Source organism: Candidatus Syntrophosphaera thermopropionivorans (genome assembly GCF_004353895.1).
Classification (GTDB): domain Bacteria; phylum Cloacimonadota; class Cloacimonadia; order Cloacimonadales; family Cloacimonadaceae; genus Syntrophosphaera; species Syntrophosphaera thermopropionivorans.
This window is the reverse complement of sequence record NZ_SMOG01000002.1, coordinates 48,981-66,504: the sequence shown is the minus strand read 5'-3', so window position 1 is coordinate 66,504 and position 17,524 is coordinate 48,981. Positions and strand designations below refer to the sequence as shown.

12 protein-coding genes and 1 tRNA gene are annotated in these 17,524 nt (G+C 36.4%); 3 read left to right on the top strand and 10 right to left on the bottom strand.

What is annotated here, in order from left to right:
• Positions 1–128: 128 nt before the first annotated feature.
• Genes trxB through E0946_RS01620 form a run of 3 tightly spaced genes read left to right on the top strand, consistent with a single transcriptional unit; the run spans position 129 to position 4,669 of the window.
• Positions 129–1,073: a thioredoxin-disulfide reductase gene (trxB, locus tag E0946_RS01630; protein WP_133200719.1), complete on the top strand. Its 945-nt coding sequence runs from the start codon at positions 129–131 to the stop codon at positions 1,071–1,073.
• Positions 1,074–3,674, top strand: coding sequence for an alanine--tRNA ligase (gene alaS, locus E0946_RS01625; RefSeq protein ID WP_133200718.1), 2,601 nt, complete (start codon positions 1,074–1,076; stop codon positions 3,672–3,674).
• A complete protein-coding gene (locus E0946_RS01620; protein ID WP_133200717.1) occupies positions 3,674–4,669 on the top strand; it encodes a glycosyltransferase family 9 protein in 996 nt (331 codons plus the stop codon). The genes alaS and E0946_RS01620 overlap by 1 nt, the downstream gene beginning before the upstream one ends.
• Before the next feature lie 30 nt (positions 4,670–4,699).
• Here the strand turns inward: E0946_RS01620 and E0946_RS01615 are convergent, their stop codons facing one another.
• The 10 genes from E0946_RS01615 to E0946_RS01570 form a co-directional block, all read right to left on the bottom strand.
• Positions 4,700–5,362, bottom strand: coding sequence for a hypothetical protein (locus E0946_RS01615; RefSeq protein ID WP_133200716.1), 663 nt, complete (start codon positions 5,360–5,362; stop codon positions 4,700–4,702).
• On the bottom strand, positions 5,362–6,012 hold the full coding sequence (locus tag E0946_RS01610) for a hypothetical protein (protein WP_133200715.1): 651 nt from the start codon (positions 6,010–6,012) through the stop codon (positions 5,362–5,364). Before E0946_RS01610 ends, E0946_RS01615 begins: the two co-directional genes overlap by 1 nt.
• 4 nt (positions 6,013–6,016) lie before the next feature.
• Positions 6,017–7,015 (bottom strand): hypothetical protein, encoded by a 999-nt coding sequence (locus E0946_RS01605; RefSeq protein ID WP_133200714.1) that lies wholly within the window; start codon positions 7,013–7,015, stop codon positions 6,017–6,019.
• Between the two features lie 16 nt (positions 7,016–7,031).
• A complete protein-coding gene (locus E0946_RS01600; RefSeq protein ID WP_243713695.1) occupies positions 7,032–10,058 on the bottom strand; it encodes a T9SS type A sorting domain-containing protein in 3,027 nt (1,008 codons plus the stop codon).
• A 185-nt stretch (positions 10,059–10,243) separates the two neighbouring features.
• Positions 10,244–11,281 carry a PorV/PorQ family protein gene (locus tag E0946_RS01595; protein WP_243713694.1) on the bottom strand — a complete coding sequence of 346 codons (1,038 nt, stop codon included), beginning with the start codon at positions 11,279–11,281 and terminating at the stop codon, positions 10,244–10,246.
• Positions 11,282–11,454: 173 nt separating this feature from the next.
• Positions 11,455–11,542 (bottom strand) — tRNA-Leu (locus E0946_RS01590).
• Positions 11,543–11,641: 99 nt separating this feature from the next.
• Positions 11,642–12,922 carry an ABC transporter substrate-binding protein gene (locus E0946_RS01585; protein ID WP_133200712.1) on the bottom strand — a complete coding sequence of 427 codons (1,281 nt, stop codon included), beginning with the start codon at positions 12,920–12,922 and terminating at the stop codon, positions 11,642–11,644.
• 85 nt (positions 12,923–13,007) lie between these two features.
• Positions 13,008–13,550, bottom strand: a complete 543-nt coding sequence (locus E0946_RS01580; protein ID WP_133200711.1) for a dihydrofolate reductase — start codon at positions 13,548–13,550, stop codon at positions 13,008–13,010.
• Between the two features lie 3 nt (positions 13,551–13,553).
• Complete coding sequence (locus E0946_RS01575; protein ID WP_133200710.1) at positions 13,554–14,918, bottom strand: UTP--glucose-1-phosphate uridylyltransferase; 1,365 nt, start codon at positions 14,916–14,918, stop codon at positions 13,554–13,556.
• 20 nt (positions 14,919–14,938) lie between these two features.
• Complete coding sequence (locus E0946_RS01570; RefSeq protein WP_133200709.1) at positions 14,939–16,951, bottom strand: urocanate hydratase; 2,013 nt, start codon at positions 16,949–16,951, stop codon at positions 14,939–14,941.
• Positions 16,952–17,524: the final 573 nt, after the last annotated feature.

Below are 17,524 nucleotides of genomic sequence, written 5' to 3'. Positions count from 1 at the left end.
TTTGTTTTATCTCGTTAACTTTTATGTATTCAAAGAAATGACTATATTTAATGAGTTTGATAAAATTCTTGACTTTAATACTTAGTGTTAAAAAGGGTATAAAGTATCTTTTGGTAATGAGGTAGAAAATGCAATATGATGTAATTATAATAGGAAGTGGTCCTGCCGGTTTAGCTGCAGGAATTTATGCTGCACGCGGAGGATTAAATACTATTATCCTGGAAAGAGCTATAATTGGAGGTCAGATTACCTCTGCTCATCAGGTGGAGAATTATCCTGGCTTTCCTGATGCTATAGAAGGTTTTGAGCTTACGGAAAGAATGAGACAACAAGCGGAAAGATTTCAAGCAAAGTTTTTAGATGAAGAAGCTACGGCAATAGGAATGGAAGGTCTCTGCAAAATTGTGGAAACTCGTGAGCACAAATACCGCACAAAGGCTTTAATCTTATGCACTGGTGCCTATCCGAGAAGGCTAAATGTTCCTGGAGAACAACGCTTTACCGGAAGAGGTGTTTCCTATTGTGCCACCTGTGATGGTGCTTTGTATCGTGATAAAGTTGTAGCTGTTATAGGAGGAGGTGATTCTGCAGTAGAAGAAGGTATTTATTTAACTCACTTTGCTCGTAAGGTTTACATCATACATAGAAGAGATGAATTGAGAGCCCAAAAGATATTACAAGAACGCGCTTTCCAAAATCCCAAGATTGAATTTATTTGGAATTCAGTGGTTCAAGAGATTCATGGTTCTGATAAAATAGAAAAACTGGAGATTTTTAATCGGGTTACTCAAGAGATAAGTTTCCTACCTGTTGATGGGGTTTTTATTTATGTAGGGATTTTGCCAAACAATAAACTGCTGGAATCCAGGATTAATCTTGATGAAGCAGGTTTTGTTTACACGGATGAATTTATGCATACTAATATTCCTGGTGTTTATGCTGCAGGGGATATTCGTCATAAAGTTTTGAGACAAGTAGTCACAGCTACTAGTGATGGTGCTATAGCTGCTTTCAGTGCAGAAAAATGGATTAGGGATAATTATGAAGCTTTAGAAAAAACGGAGCAAAATTAAGTGTGGACTAGTAAAGAGATTCGTCAGACTTTTATAGATTTCTTTAGGGAAAGAGGGCATACCTTTATCCCTTCTTCTCCGGTAATTCCTTGGGATGATCCCACTTTACTTTTCGCCAATGCTGGAATGAATCAGTTTAAAAATATCTTTCTGGGATTAAAAGAACCGGAAGTTAAAAGAGCTGTTAATAGCCAAAAATGTATTCGTGCAGGAGGCAAACATAACGATTTAGAAGCTGTAGGTAAAGATGGCTATCATCATACCTTTTTTGAAATGCTGGGCAATTGGTCCTTTGGAGATTACTATAAAAAAGAAGCTATAGAATGGGCTTGGGAACTCTTAACTAATGTATTCCATTTACCTAAAGATAAACTTTTTGCCACGGTCCATAATACTGATGAGGAAAGCTATAATTTATGGAAAAATAATACCGATATAGATTCCTCTCATATATCCTATTTTGGAGATAAAGATAATTTTTGGGAAATGGGTGAGACAGGTCCCTGTGGACCTTGCACCGAAATTCACTATGACCGCGGTATAGAACATTGCATGAAAAAGAATGTACCTGGTCATAAATGTGAATTGAATGGAGATTGTAATCGTTATATTGAGTTATGGAATCTGGTTTTCATTCAATATAATAGAGAAGAAGATGGTTCACTTTCGCCTTTGAAATCTCGTTATGTAGATACTGGAGCTGGTTTTGAAAGGTTAGTGCAAATTCTCCAGAATACTTATAGTAATTATGAGACGGATTTATTTATGCCCATCATAGATAAAATCGTCCAAATGAGTGGGGTTCCTTATAATCCTGAAACTGGTATGTCTCATAGAGTGATAGCTGACCATATTCGCTGTCTTTGTTTTGCTCTTGCGGATGGAGGTTTTCCTTCTAATGAGGGAAGGGGTTATGTTCTCAGAAGGATTTTACGTAGAGCTGCTCGTCATGGAAGATTGCTGGGATTTTCTGAACCTTTTATGTTTCATTTAGTTGATTCTGTGGTAGAAATAATGAGTGAACCTTTTGCTGAATTGAAAGGTAAAGAAGCCTATATTAAGATGGTAATTAAAGCAGAAGAAGAGCGTTTTAATTCTACACTGGATAAAGGTTTGGAGAGATTTGATCAGATTTGTGCAAACTCTACGGAAAAGATTATCTCTGGTAAGGATGCCTTTCAACTCTATGATACCTATGGTTTTCCGCTTGATTTGACTATCAATCTGGCAGAAGAAAGAGGTTTTAAGGTTGATACTGCTGGTTTTGAAGAAGAGATGAAAAAACAAAGAGAACGAGCTCGGAAAAGCTCTAAATTTATCTATAAATGGGAAGATATGGATTGGATAGAATTAATGCCCTCTACTCCAACAGATTTTGTTGGATATGATAATTTTAGCATAGAAGCACATATTCAAAGATATCGGATTGATGATGAAGGCAATTTACATATACAACTTGATAAAACTCCATTTTATGCTGAATCTGGAGGACAGGTTGCAGATACAGGAAGAATTTACAATGATGATTTTGAGATGCAGGTAATAGATGTTAAACGCATAGATGATAAGTTTATTCATATTGGTCATCTGATTAAAGGTGCTATATCTTCACCTTTAGTTAAAGCAGAAATTGACCTTCAAAGAAGGAAAGATATAGCTCGGAATCATACTGCCACCCATCTTTTGCATAGAGCATTAAGAATGGTATTAGGGGAATATGTTCAACAAAAGGGTTCGTTTGTTGGTCCGGATTATCTTCGTTTTGACTTCACCCAACTGCAAGCACTAACACAAGATGAGATAAATAAGGTGGAAGATATAGTTAATGAGATAGTTAAAGAGAACAGACCTGTCCATATTGAGATTAAAGATATTGATGAAGCACGCTCTGAAGGTGCAATGGCTCTTTTTGGCGAAAAGTATGGTCAAAAAGTTAGAGTTATTAGTGTAGAAGATTTTTCTAAAGAGTTATGTGGTGGTACTCATATTTCTGCAACAGGTGAGATTGGACTTTTTAAAATACTTTCCGAAAGCTCTTCCTCAGCAGGAATCCGAAGAATAGAAGCTGTTACAGGAAGAGGTGCAGAGAAATTTGTGCGTTCTCTTCAAGAAAGGATAGCAAATCTTGCGGCTGTGCTAAATGTATCTGAGAAAATGCTGGAAACAAAATTGGAGACAATGCAAAATCTGATTAAAGAGTTGGAAGAAGAGCTTAAAAAGAAAGAGCAGAGACAAAGTTTTGCTGATGTGGATAAATTACTGGATAAAATAGTAGAATATCCCGATTTTAGTCTCCTTTGTACAACCGTTGAAACTGAACCGGAAAGATTAAGAGAACTTGGAGATTTGCTTAAAGACAGAGCCAAAGACACCATATCTCTACTTTTTACCATAGAAGGGGATAAAATTACTATTCTTTGTGTAGTGGGAAGAGATTTGGTTGATAAATTTAATGCCGGGAAAATTGTTAAAGCAGTATCTCAAGAACTCAATGGTAAAGGTGGAGGAAGAGCTGATTCTGCTATGGGAGGAGGAAAAAATCCAGAAAAGCTTTCGGAGCTTATGCCTCGTATTCCCGATATTATCAGAAGCACCTTATAATGCGTATCCTGGTTATCAGATTAAGTTCTATCGGAGATATAATCCTCACTCAATCTGTAGTAGCAGAATTGCGAGAACTTTTCCCTGAAGCTGAAATCTATTTTCTCTGTAAGCCAGAATATCAAACTTTACCGGAACTTTTTGGTTTGAATTTAAAAATAATTCCCTATTCTAAAAGCTTTTCCTGGCATATAAATCTTACCAAACAATCCTACGATTTAGTGATAGACTTGCATAATAAGTTTTCCACCTGGCTTATTCGCAATCTGGTTCGCTCTCACAAGAAGGCAATTTATAATAAACAGCATAAATTAAGAAAAAGAATTGTGAGAGGGAATCATTTTATCAGCATAGAATCCACGGTTAGATTATATTATTCCGCTTTAGAAAAACTCTTTCCGGATAAATTTAGTTCCACTTATTCTATACGCTATCCCGTGCTTCATCCTGAACTAATTCCCGAAGAGGTAGAAATTACCCCTCGCATTTATCCAGACAGAAAACTTATTGCGTTATTCCCTGGTGCAGCTCATAATACAAAAATTTGGCAAATAGATAACTGGAAGAAACTTATTGAAGATGGTCATAATGAATATGAATTTAGGATTTATGGTAATCAATCAGATTATGAATTAACCCGAAGCCTTAATGCAGTTTTTGATGATATAAAAAATCTTTGTGGGAAACTCAATCTCAGGCAATTAACTGCAGAAATAAATGCCTGCGACGCAATTATAAGTGGTGATACCGGTCCTATGCATTTAGCAGCCGCTTTAAGAAAACCTCAGATTGCTATCTTTGGAGGAACTCATCCTCGTTTAGGTTTTGCACCTTTGAATGATAAAGCTATCGTTTTAACAGCTGATTTAGCTTGCCAGCCCTGTTCTTTGCATGGAAGAAATAAATGTCCTAAAGGGACATTTGAATGTATGAAACAGATTACACCAGAGATGGTGGAAAAAGCATTGGAAAATATATTTATTGAAGATAACTGATTTAAGTTATAATCAATTTTATAATTTATATTACCACTTAAAACTAATCATTAAGAGGGGTTGGTTATCTTTGATATCCAGATATACTTGCGGATTAATTTCTTTACCGGTATAACGAAGAGCATCTATTCCACTGATTAGGTGATTTACTATGAGCACTCCCATAGTTAATTTTCCATAATCTTGAAGATCTCTTGCCTGAATTCTAAGTTGACTGTAATGACGACGGTGTTCTAAGCTATCCCAATTCCAGCTATATTCTTCTGGATAGCAATGTTCATCAATATAAGCTTGTTGCTGAACAGGGTCATTAGGATATAATTGCATAGCTTCCTCTCTAATTTTAGCATTATATCCACCAGCTTCAAAACCACTACTATTATAACGGCTCAAATTTCTATAATATTGGTCGTCATATTTTCCCGGTTCTATATGAGCAAATTTGATGGCATATTCATAGTATTTTTGTGCTTTTAGTTTTTCTTCCTCGTTAAAATAAAAAAGAGTGGATATGATTCCTGCTTCCGCTGAAAGCATTGCATAGCCATAATTATGTCCATCCTGTATTTGTGATAAACCAGGCACTACCAGAGATTTTAAAACTTTCACACCCCGACTTTCTGCAGAAAGAGAAACAGTCAGCAACAATAGCAAAAGGATTAAAAAGAAAGTTACTTTGAATTTATTAAGCATTAATACTCCAGCTGGACATTGAACATTAAACCATTATTGGAGGTAGGAGTAAAATAGATTGATAATGGCTCTTTTGCTTTTTGATTGGTAAGAGACACATCTATGACACTGACAACCCGATTTAGGAGCAAGGCTCCAACACTCAGATTTTGATAGATTTTAGCTTTTTGAGTTCTTCTGCGCAACTTTTTATAATGATTTTGATAAGTCTGGTTTTGCCAGCTCCAACCTTCTTCATCACTATAGGTATTGGCTAAAATATAAGCTTCATAGCCTTCTGGATTATAAGAATAAATTAAATAATAGTTACGGGCAAAAAGTTCCTGATAGCGGTTAAAATCGTCACTGCTTATATAATTTTGGAGATTTTGATAATAACTTGCAGGCATATTTTCTGGAGCTCCCGCATAGACTTTTGCATATTGTTTATAGGTATCAGTCAAATTATCTTTTTCTTTTTCCAGAGCAAAAAAGGAACTCCAGACCAGAATATCTGCACTGAGCATAATAGCACCCTGAGTTGTTTTCCCTAGTGCCAGTTCTCCTGTCCCTGGTAAGATAGCAGAAGTAGCAGAATATATTATTTTAGGTAATGCGGCTAAGGGCATTATTGAAAGAATCAGAAGAAGGAAGACAAGGTGTTTCATCATAGATTTAAAAGTTTACTCTTAAGGCTAAAGTAGGGGTTAGACTGTTATTGGAGACATCAGTATAATAATACATTTTAATTTTATCATTTTTGGTGATAGCTGTGCGATTAACTTGATTAGTCATAATATAGGCATCAATGGCAGAAATAAGATGATTTACAGCTAAACCAAGCGTAAAGTAATGAGAATAGTCATATTGTTTATTAGCATCTTTTCTCATATTAATATATTCCTGACGCCAGGGTGAAGCTTCAGGGCTCTTTGGAGATATAGGATGAGATAGGTCTCCATTCATAAAGTCTTCCACGGTATAATTCTGATACCAGCGTCTATTCTGGATTAATTGAGGGTCGGTGCTTCCGGTAAAAACCCAGAGCCCTTCATAAGCAGGGTCATCCATAATAAAGGTTCCGTCTCCTGAAGTGGGATCAGTGGCAAAGCGATGATACCAATCTGCCCAACCAAAGATATACTTATTATATTTACCTATATCCTCATAAAAATGCTGAGTATCGGATTGGTCTAAACGAAAGAAGGTCTCGTCATAGATATCAAAAGCATTTATATTCTTCAAAACATTTTGCACCTGAGTTTGATAGTCGCGTCTATAGCGTGTTCCGGTATAAGTGTAGGAATAATCAACTCCACCTACATTATAATTGAAGGTATGAGTGACTATCTCGCCATTAGCATATTTTTCATAATCTTTAGTTTTTTCATCGCCTTGCTTATCATAATAAATCATTCCGCCAATCATAGCGATTTCCAGGATAGGGAAGATATAGGTAATCACAGCAGAAGGTTTAGCATAAAATTGACCTGCTCCAGGTAGAACAGCAGAATAAAGCATCGCCAACCTTGCATCTTTCTTTTCAAAATTGACCTTTATTATCTCCTGCTCAGAGTCCTTCTTATTTTCCTGGAAGATTAAATCATCTATACCTTGTCCTAAAAGAGTAGACAATAACCCCAGGCAAATTATAATTAATAAAAACTTCTTCATCTTCTTCTCCTCTCAATTACTTTTGTACTGCAAATTTGATGGTCTTATGTTTATTTCCACACTGTACCTTCATAAGATATACTCCAGAAGAAAGTTTGCGACTGTCAATTATTATATCACGCTGGAGATTTCCATTTGCAGGAACAGTCTCACTTTTAATTAAATCTGCATTGATGTTATAAAGATGGAGTTTTACTGTTTGATTAAAGTTTTCAATTCTTACTCTAAAATTATCTCCTTTAACTGGATTAGGAAAAATATAGGCATTAAAAGCCTGAGCAGGAATGGATATACTGAATTCTCCATAAAGAGTGCCATTTCCTCCATTGCGGAAGCCATTCCAGCAAAGTTGTGTTTCAGAAGTAAGGATATTTTTCCCTTGAATATATATTTTTCCGCTTCCATCTGTGTAATACCAGTATAAATGGGAAGATAGTTGATGATCAGGGATTATCATCAAATGAGAATTTCCCGTTTCTCCGTTTGATAATAATGAATACTGCCACAAAATCCCATTATCAGGAGAAAATGCCAGAAATCCTCTTTCAGATAGAGGGAAATATAAAAGTGGTGATGAATTGAATTGCATTGCTATTAGGTGAGCTTCAGGTTCAATAGTGAAAGGAGATATATCATAAGGATAGCCACTTAATAAAGAACCATCAAAGGTTACAGCATAGATTTTATTCCCAGAACCCCAGAATATAGTAGGAGAAATTGAAGTTTCACCAGTGCGGTAACAGGTTAGCCCTATTTGCGTGGGATGTTCCCCAGGTCTAGCCATATATATCTGTTGCAGATATCCCTTTTCATATCTATAGATATTACCTTTATTTGACATTAAAAACAGCATTGAGGTATTTTCAGATAAGGCACAAAAAGTTACGGGTTCATAGTTGCCAAAAGGTTCTGGTAATTCAATCTCTTCACTTACGGTTAGATTAATCGTATCAATTATATATAACAGATCTGGACACAGTGCTATGAGTTTATCATCAAAGGAACCGAGTCTTTTAACATTTTGTAAAGGGATAGAATTTATTACCTGATTATTATGGATAGATGATAAAGTATTCTGGGTGGTAACAAAAATAGTATCTTCAAAAGAAATAGGAGCTGTAGTTATATGCTCTGAAAAGTTTATGGAGACACTTTCTAAATCGTCTTGCGAGAATTGTATTAATTCAAGAGTATTATTATGCACGAGTACCAATTCCTGGAATCCATTTCCATCTTGATCTGAAGTAGTTATGGGGAAATCTATAGTATGACTATTCCAGGGAAAACTGCCCATTAAGTCAAACCAGGTGTTATCTGAATACGAAAGCAGATGGATGGAATCTTCCAATATAAGGGGGATATTAAAATCACAGAAACTTGATTTTATTAAGGGAGCGCATGTTATCCTGGAATCTGAATAATCAAAGATTTGCGTGGTATCAAAATTACCAGCACATACAGTTATGGACATATCTCTGGAAGGGTTGCCCATATTATTAAGCCAGTAGAGTGATCCAATATTTTGACTATCTTTTAGAGCAGGTTTTGTATTGCTATTTAATACAGGTTTCCAGGGTTCTTGAGTCCAGTGAATAAAATAGCCATCAGAGTCAAGTAACGGTTTGTGAGCATAAAAATATTCATATTGTGTGCCAGTCCAGTACCAGGAATAGGGATAACCGATATCAGGTAGATTATCTGCTTCTATGATTTCCACTCCTCTACGAGAATATCTTGTATTTACAGAATTATTTTGATAGTTAGAAACGAAATTTCCTTCATTATCCCAGACTCCTTGATTGTAAATCACATCATTATTGATGTGCCAGACCAGAAATCCTCCTCCCATAGCAGAACCATCAGCTTTCTGAAAAGAGGGCAAAAGATAATCATATTCATAGGTAGGTCTATTATCCGGGTCTTCAATAGCTGTAGGATAGAGAATAACTCTTTTATCTTCGTTAGCAAAAACTGCAGTAGCTCCATCTCCATCAGGATCTACATTCCTGTTTTCAACCAGGATATATTCTGTGGAAGAAAGAGGAATACGCAGAATCTGAGGATGATATGAATTTCCAGACTGTTTCCAGCTACTAGCAGAAAGTAAAATAGGGTCAAAAAGTGGTATCTGTTCCAGATCTAATAATAAACCTTTAGATTTAAGATAATCCTCACAGATTAAAGTGCGAGACCAGGCTCCTGGAAGAACGGGTAATCCACCTTCCAGCATTATATATGACCCATCTTCTAAGATGTCCAATAGAACTCCAGAACCTCCACTATCCATAATATCAAAAACACCTACCATAGGTTGCCAAGTATAGACATTATAGAGATCAACCATTCCTAAAGAATGACCAAATTCATGAGCCATAACTGAATTGAGAGCACCATAACCAGAATGAATAACTGTACCCTCATAAATTTCTTCGGTAAAATCTTGAGATATAGTGGAGGGTACATTGCAGGCATAACTGATAAAAAATGAACCATCATCTACGGGGACTTCTTTTCCTTCTCCAACGCTTATAAAGAAAGAAGGTAGATCTGAAGGTGTGTCCGAAAATATATCATGTTGCCAATCTGAACCTGCGTGGATAATCATAAAATGACTATAAGCAGAAAAATCTATCTCCGGCGAAAGATTATCCGCAATGGTAAAGGCATCTCTGAAATATTCTTCCATTTTGGAAACAAAAGTTTCACTGGATGCTGATGGAGGATTATAATAGCCCATAGTATGGGGTAAGGTATAAGCTCCATTTATAGGATAGACCTCATATTCCAGATTGAAAGATCCAGCTGTTGCTGCAAGATAATAGTATCGCAAGGCTTCCAGGTTGTCCTGAAAATATTTACGATTATGAGGAGGACTTCCAATACTGTATAGATAGTTAGGATCAGGTTCAAGCTGAAACTTTCCATTACCAGTGGTATTTGGGTCATCCGGTATTTCTTCTTGAAAATCAACCAGAATTACTAATAGCTTATTATAATTATCTTTATTCTTATCTAAGGGCTTTCCTGGCTGTTTATTAAGCAATTGTATATAAGGATGAGCTTTAGGTGGATGAGTGGGATAATACTTACTCAGATTAATTTTTTCAGCATATAGTAAAGTGGAGCTTATCAGAAATAAAGATATTATACCAGCTCTTAGAATTTGTTTGAAGTTAAGCTTCCTCAGGACTATTCCTGAGGAAGCTGAAGTGGATAGTGTTCTCTTAATCAGAATTCAAAGCCTAAAGAAAATACTTTGTTATAATCTGTCAGTTCACCGGCAGTTATCATACCAAAATCAGCGGTTAGCTTATATTTTTTACTAAAGGTGTATTGAATCCCAGCGCCAAAGCTTGGACCAACAATACTTCCTGCCTGATCAGCAAAGTAGCCACCTCTCAGAGAAATTAGATTCAAATAGGTGTATTCTGCACCAAATCCATACATTGTCTCGTCAAAGTGTTCCCAACCGGTTATAAAACGTTTAAATAAAGGGTCATCATTAGCAAGTATTTTACTGGCTTCAGCAGAAACAATCAATTTATTCATAGGTGTATCCATAACTTGATAAGATGCACCCAGGCGAAAAGTCATAGGTAAGGGGTCTGATTGGGATTCATCAACATAAGTTACATTAGGTCCGATATTTTGTATCGCCAGAGCAAGGTCTAAACCTTTTACACCCAAGTCTCGATATTTGGCACCTATATCAAAGGCAAAAGTAAAAGTTTTACCTTCATCTTCAGTATTACCAGTACCAGGTCCAAGATAGCTATAAATAAGTTTAAAGTTTCCTCCCACACCTAAATGTTCTGGTATTACTTCATAACTATAACCTGCTCCTCCAGCAAAATCAAAGCTATGAAAGGTTCCCAGTTGATTTCCTTGTTCATCCGTTTGTTCCTGAGTTCCAGCATCAAGTAGGATAAATTGCACATTCACATTACCGATATCTTGGAAATAGTGGTTAAAACCTAAATATTCATAGAACATATCATCAAAACCACCACCAGCTCCTTGAAGCCAGGGTATATGAGTTCCAGCTAATTGGGTTTTACGATTAAATGCGGTTGCACCTGGATTCCACCAGGCAGCATATGCATCATCAGCTACAGCTGAATAAGCACGACCAAGGGCATTAGCTCGAGCACCAGGTTCAAAAGTGAGAAATAGCAATGCACCCTGGGAAATTGCATCCACTGTGAAGGGCAGGCTCAATAGAATCATCATTGTTGCCAGGATTAATATGGTATATTTGGACATCATACCTCCAAAAGATATCCGTCAACTCAGAGCAATAAATAACCCCGAGTTATTTTTTTTCTTTGTTATAAGTTCAGGGGGAAGAAACACCCCCAAAAAAACAGTTACACTATTTCGTTCTACAAATAATGCTATTGGTCTCAACTTTTTAGAAGTTAATCACTCCATTTTATTAATGGTGCCGAAGGCCGGAATCGAACCGGCATGGGCTAAAAGCCCGGTGGATTTTGAGTCCACTGCGTCTACCTGTTTCACCACTTCGGCATATTGAGAACTTACTTTAATTTTACTAAATGATTGTCAAGCTTATTCTGTATTCTTGCAGGATGATAGTCAAAGATTTTAGAAAGGTCGTTAACATTTTTACAATTTTCCTTTTTTCTCTTCTTCTTTGACGAGCTTTTCTAACTTAGCTGCTACTTCATCCAGTGCTTGTTGTGGAGTAAGAATTCCTGCAGTGGCTTTTTCCAGGCTTTTTTTAAGTTCATCTCGTCCTACGAACCAGGCGGGATGTTGAGGTTCAAAAACAGCATCTTCTAATTGTGCATACACATCTTTAAATTGAGGATTTTCAGCCAAGAAATCCTGGATTATCTGAGTTTGCATAGCACTTTTGCGTAAAGGCATATAGCAGGTGCGAGCACTCCATTCTGCAGTTCTTTCCGTGGAAGTGAACCATTTTATGAACTCCCAGGCAGCCTTTTCTTTTTTGGGATTACCACTTTTAAAGATTACAATATTAGTTCCGCTAATAGCGCTTTTCTTAGTTCTATAAGTAGGTAATGGTGCATAACCAACAGCAAAATTTATGGGTTGTTGTCGCATAAAAGTTATAGATACACTGGAACCTTCATACATAGCGACCTTTCCTGCGAGAAATGCATTTTGTCCATCAAGCTCTTTGGTAGATTTTGCGGTCTTATCAACATTAACCAACCCAAGTATATAATTTAAAGCCTCTAAACCGTATTGACTATTCAACACAGGACGGTTATTCTCATCCATTATTGTGCCACCAGCTTGATGGATAAGATTAACAAACTGCCATTCATTTACGGTAAAATTAGCACCATAAATATCATCTTTAGGGGAGGTGAGTATTTTACAGTATTCCCTGAATTCTTGCCAGGTAGCGGGAAAATAGTAAGGATCTAATCCTGCACGGTAGAAAGCATCTTTATTATAAAAGTAGGCACGAACGCTTTTATTGAAGGGGAACGACCATTTTTTCCCTTTATAAGTGATGGAATTCATAAATACGGGATAGAAATCATTTAAATCTTCTTCAGTGATATCAGGATCATTGGCAATTAAGCTATCAATACTGACCAACACATTATCTTCCTGATATTTTGCTGCCCAAGATTCAAAGACCTGTGCCAGGTCTGGCTGTTTACCCACTTGAAGAGCGGCGGAAAGTTTTTGAGATAAAGCGTTATAGCTACTGATAGGATTGGCGATGATTTCAATATCTTTATGAGTGTGATTGAAATCCATTATCATATCATTTAATACATCTCCTAAGGGACCACCCAAACCATGCCAGAATCTAACTTGAACTTTACCGGATTGAACGGTTTGACCGCAACCTCCAAAGAGAATAGCTATGAGTATTAAAATCGCAGAAATTTTATATATTTTCATTTCCTATATCCATCTAAAAGTTTTATTAATATCATTAGTATACCAAAGGAAAAGATATTTATTTGGCATAGAGGCTAAATAATTTCTATTCCTCAGGTAATTCAGGTTTCCAATTCCCATTTTTACGAACATATTCAGAAAAGGTTAGCATATAGCCAGTTTTACTTTTTTTCTGTTCAAAGAAAATCAGTTCCCATTCTTCCCAGTTAATTTCAGGGAACCAGGTATCACCTTCAAATTCTGCATCTATACGTGTTACATACATTTTTGAGATGAGGGTAAGGAATAATTTGAATATCTGACTTCCTCCAATAACAAAGACTTCATCCTCAGGTCTGCAATGTTCCAGACATTCACTGACGCTATGACAAACTATTGCTCCTGGAACATAAAAGTTATGGTCATGAGTAAGAATTATGTTCACCCTTTGATCTAAAGTGCTACCCAGAGACATCCAGGTATTTTTTCCCATAATCACGGTGTGATTTAAGGTCTTTTCCCGGAAATATGCCAGGTCTTCTGGTATACGCCAGGGTATATGATTTTGATATCCAATTAAACCATTACGGTCAATTGCTACAATTAAAGAGAGCTTTAGGTCAGCTAAATGCGGTATAGAATTCATCATTTTTTAATTAAAAACGATTTCACCCGTTAATATCTTGCTTTTAATATAAACTGGATGGTCAGCATAAAGACTCACTTTTCCTTCGCAGATAACATCTTCTCCAAAACTTATATCGCCAGTAATTTTTAATTCCTTACAACGAATTAGAGAAGGGACTCCATCTTTAAAATGTTCCATCATTTGGTTTATATTTCCATAATATCTTTCATCAAGCTCTATGGTAGGGACCTGTTCAATTCCCTGTTTCAGAACTATATGATACTGGTCATTTAATTCGTATAAATCAGACCAGATAGCAAGTAGGTCATTATTCTTTTTAACTGGAGAGAAACGAGTTCGGGGTACCACAACAGCACGAGAATTTTTAAAAAGACTGATAGCAGCACCCATTGCCGTTTCCAGTTGGTAGATAGGAGTCCCATCTACTACCTTAGGATTTACAATTAGTGGTAATAATATTGTCCCATCCTCAGTCAATAAATACCACTGCAATGCTTTGAGGTCTATCCAGAGATTATTAGTATTAAAATATTTATAAAGCGCAACATTTTGGAACTCAGAAAGTTCATCTTCAGGACATTGAGCAATTTCTCTTAGCATCAATTGTCCATTTTTATCTTCACATAGATGTCCCCCTTTTTTATCCATTTCGGTTCTATGGCATACTTCCATCACAAAATGAAGGTCATTTGCTGCCATATAAGAAGGAATGGCTGGATCAATTGTAGCTCCCAGGTTATCTGAATTAGACACAAAGATATAGCGGAATCCTGCATCAATCATTTTGTCCAAAAGTCCAGTGCAATATAAAGTCGTATATAAATCTCCATGTCCAGGAGGATTCCATCTTTTTTTAGGGTCAGGATTATCGTAGGGTTTTAGATTGTCTTGCCGAATGCGAGGAAATTTATTCTGCTGAAAAGTAACGGGAAGTGATTGTTTCTCCAAGTCAGGGTATTTTTGCAGATATTTTTTAGTATCATCATCAGTGTGAAAACTGTTCATAAACATTAAAGTCACATCATAACCAGTAGTAACACGTAATAATAGAATCTGACGGACGATAATATCCAGGAAATTCATATTGCCTTTAACTGGTAGAAGACTTTTTGCTGCACTTAATCCCATACTTGTTCCCAGACCACCATTCAGTTTAATCACCACTATCTGTTTTAGCATAGATTGTTTTCTATAATCATTTAGAGCTGAATATTGAAGAAGGTTGTCTTCTTTGGGAGGGTTGATTTCAGAGGAAGGAATGATACCCCTTTCTCCTTTTACCAATTGATTATAATAAATACAGAAAGTGCGAATCACACTTTCAGGGATGGACTCTGCCTTCATCATTCGGATAAACTGGTTTAACATCAATATATCCTCAGTAATTTTTATTTTTGCAGTCTTTTTTGCACAATCTCATTTACCATTTCATCATCAATATTTTCGGGCATTGTAATGTGTCCTTCCTCAGAATGAACTTCATTCCAGGTGCGGACAGTCTTCATTGCATTTTCATTGCGTGCCCAGTTTCTTCTTCCTACTCCTCCCATAACATCCCAGGATAAGCCAGATTTAATAACAGTATCTATATATTCACTGCCATCAAGAACAATTCCATTTCCGCTATTGAAAGCTTTTCCGACACCGACACCTCCACCATTGGAAAGAACTACCATAGTCAAACCACGAGCTGCATTGCCAGCAAAACAATGAGCAGCCATATCTGCCATTCTATTACTTCCATCCTTGATATTTGCTGTCTCACGGAAGGGAGAATCTGTGCCACCGGTATCATGATGGTCTCTTCCTATCATAATAGGACCAAGTTTGCCTTCTCTAATAAGCTGATTAAAGTGTAATGCAATGCGAATTCTTTCTTCTTCATCAGCATAAAGAATGCGTGCTTTAGTTCCCACTACCAGATTATTTTCTTCTGCATGGGTAATCCAGTAATGATTATCTTTATCCATAGTGTTCCTATTAGGGTCAATGATTTCAGCAGCAACCTGATCAGTTAAATGTAAATCACTATCTTTTCCACTAAGACACACCCATCTATAGGGTCCATAACCAAAATCAAAGCAAAGAGGTCCCATAATATCTTCTACATAGGAAGGAAAGATGAAACCTTCACTGGTATCTATACCATTACGAGCAATACTGTGTTCTCCAGCATCAAAAACCGAAGCCATAAAACTATTTCCATAATCCCAGAATTTTGCACCTTTATCACAAAGTCTTTTGATAACTTGGAAATGGCGTCTTAAAGAAGTATCCACGCATCTACGGAATTCTTCCGGATTAGATGCAAGCAAAGCTCTTCCTTCTTCAAAAGTTAAGCCAACTGGAGTGTAGCCACCTTCATAAACAGCGTGACAGGAGGTCTGATCAGAAAGTAATTCGGCTTTGATATTATGCGAATCAACATATTCCAGAAGGTCAACAATGTTTCCATAGTAGGCAATAGATATAGGTTCTTTAGTCTTGCGATGTTCATCTACCCACTGAAAGATTTCATCCAGATTACTGGAAACTTTCTTCACCCAGCCTTGTTTTAATCTGGTTTCTATCCGACTATAATCTACTTCAGCAATTACACCTATCCCTTTAGCAATTTCTACTGCCTTAGGTTGAGCTCCACTCATTCCACCTAAACCAGAAGATATAAAGAGCACTCCTCGCAAATCTTTTTCAGGTGGTATACCTAAATATTTTCTTCCTGCATTTAAAAGAGTGATATAGGTTCCGTGCACGATTCCTTGAGGTCCGATATACATCCATCCACCCGCAGTCATCTGTCCATAATTAGCTACACCAAGAGCGGTAAGTCTTTGAAAATCTTCAGGATTATCCCATTTTCCTATGACAATACCGTTGGTGGAAATAACTCTTGCAGCTTCTTTACGAGAAGGAAATAGACCTAAGGGATGACCGGATTGAACCACCAGAGTTTGCTCTTCTGTCATTATTTCTAAATATTTTTTGATAAGACGATATTGCATCCAATTCTGACAAACCTGTCCACTTTCACCATAGGTAACCAGCTCATAAGGATAGAGAGCAACCTCAAAATCCAAATTGTTATCAATCATCACCTGAATACCACGAGCTGGAGTGATGCCCTTATACTCGTCAATAGGGCGTCCCCAAATTCTTCCTTGAGGACGAAAACGATAGGCATAAATTCTTCCTCTGGTCAATAATTCTTCCAGAAATTCTGGTGCTAAACGAGAGTGCCATTCGGAAGGAACATAACGCAAAGCATTTTTAACTGCTAAGGTTATTTCGGATGGAGTTAAATTTAATCCTCTATGAGGAGCACGTCTATATTGAGGGTCAAAAACTGGGTCTGGTGGAAATTCTGCATCCAGTTTTACCTCAAATTTTTTACCTTGAAACATAGTTTACCTCTTTACTAAAGGTTCTGATAAAATTTTATTCTATCTGTCAGCTGATTTAGATTATATATTTTTGTTTCATTCAAAGCTTTAATCAGAATTATAACTTTATCTTTCTTCTCAATAAGTGTTTTTTGTCAAGTTAAATGCGCAGTAATATTATTGATGGGAAGTTATGCTTAGGCAAAAATTATTTTTTTTCAATATAGAAAGTAGGTTTATTTGCGTACAATTTAGTTTTGTGAGGGATAAGTAAAGAGAGAATAAGTCAGATATATGTAGGATTTACCATCTTTAATTTATTAATTTAAGTCGGAGAGAAATGCAATTCATTCAGGTGATATTTCTTAACTTATTTTATTATAATTATTAATTTTTTTCTATAATTTATCTCTTAAATTAGTCTAAGTGTATCCTGCCTCTCCCTTAGCTCTTAGATATGTAAAGTGTTAAGAGAGAAGCAAGTAGGAGCTAAGAGAGAATATTGCGTGTAACAGTCTGAAAAACAGTTAGTTAGCATTCTTATTTAGAAAAACATATCTATTTTATAAATCAGGAACTGAATTTATAGATAAA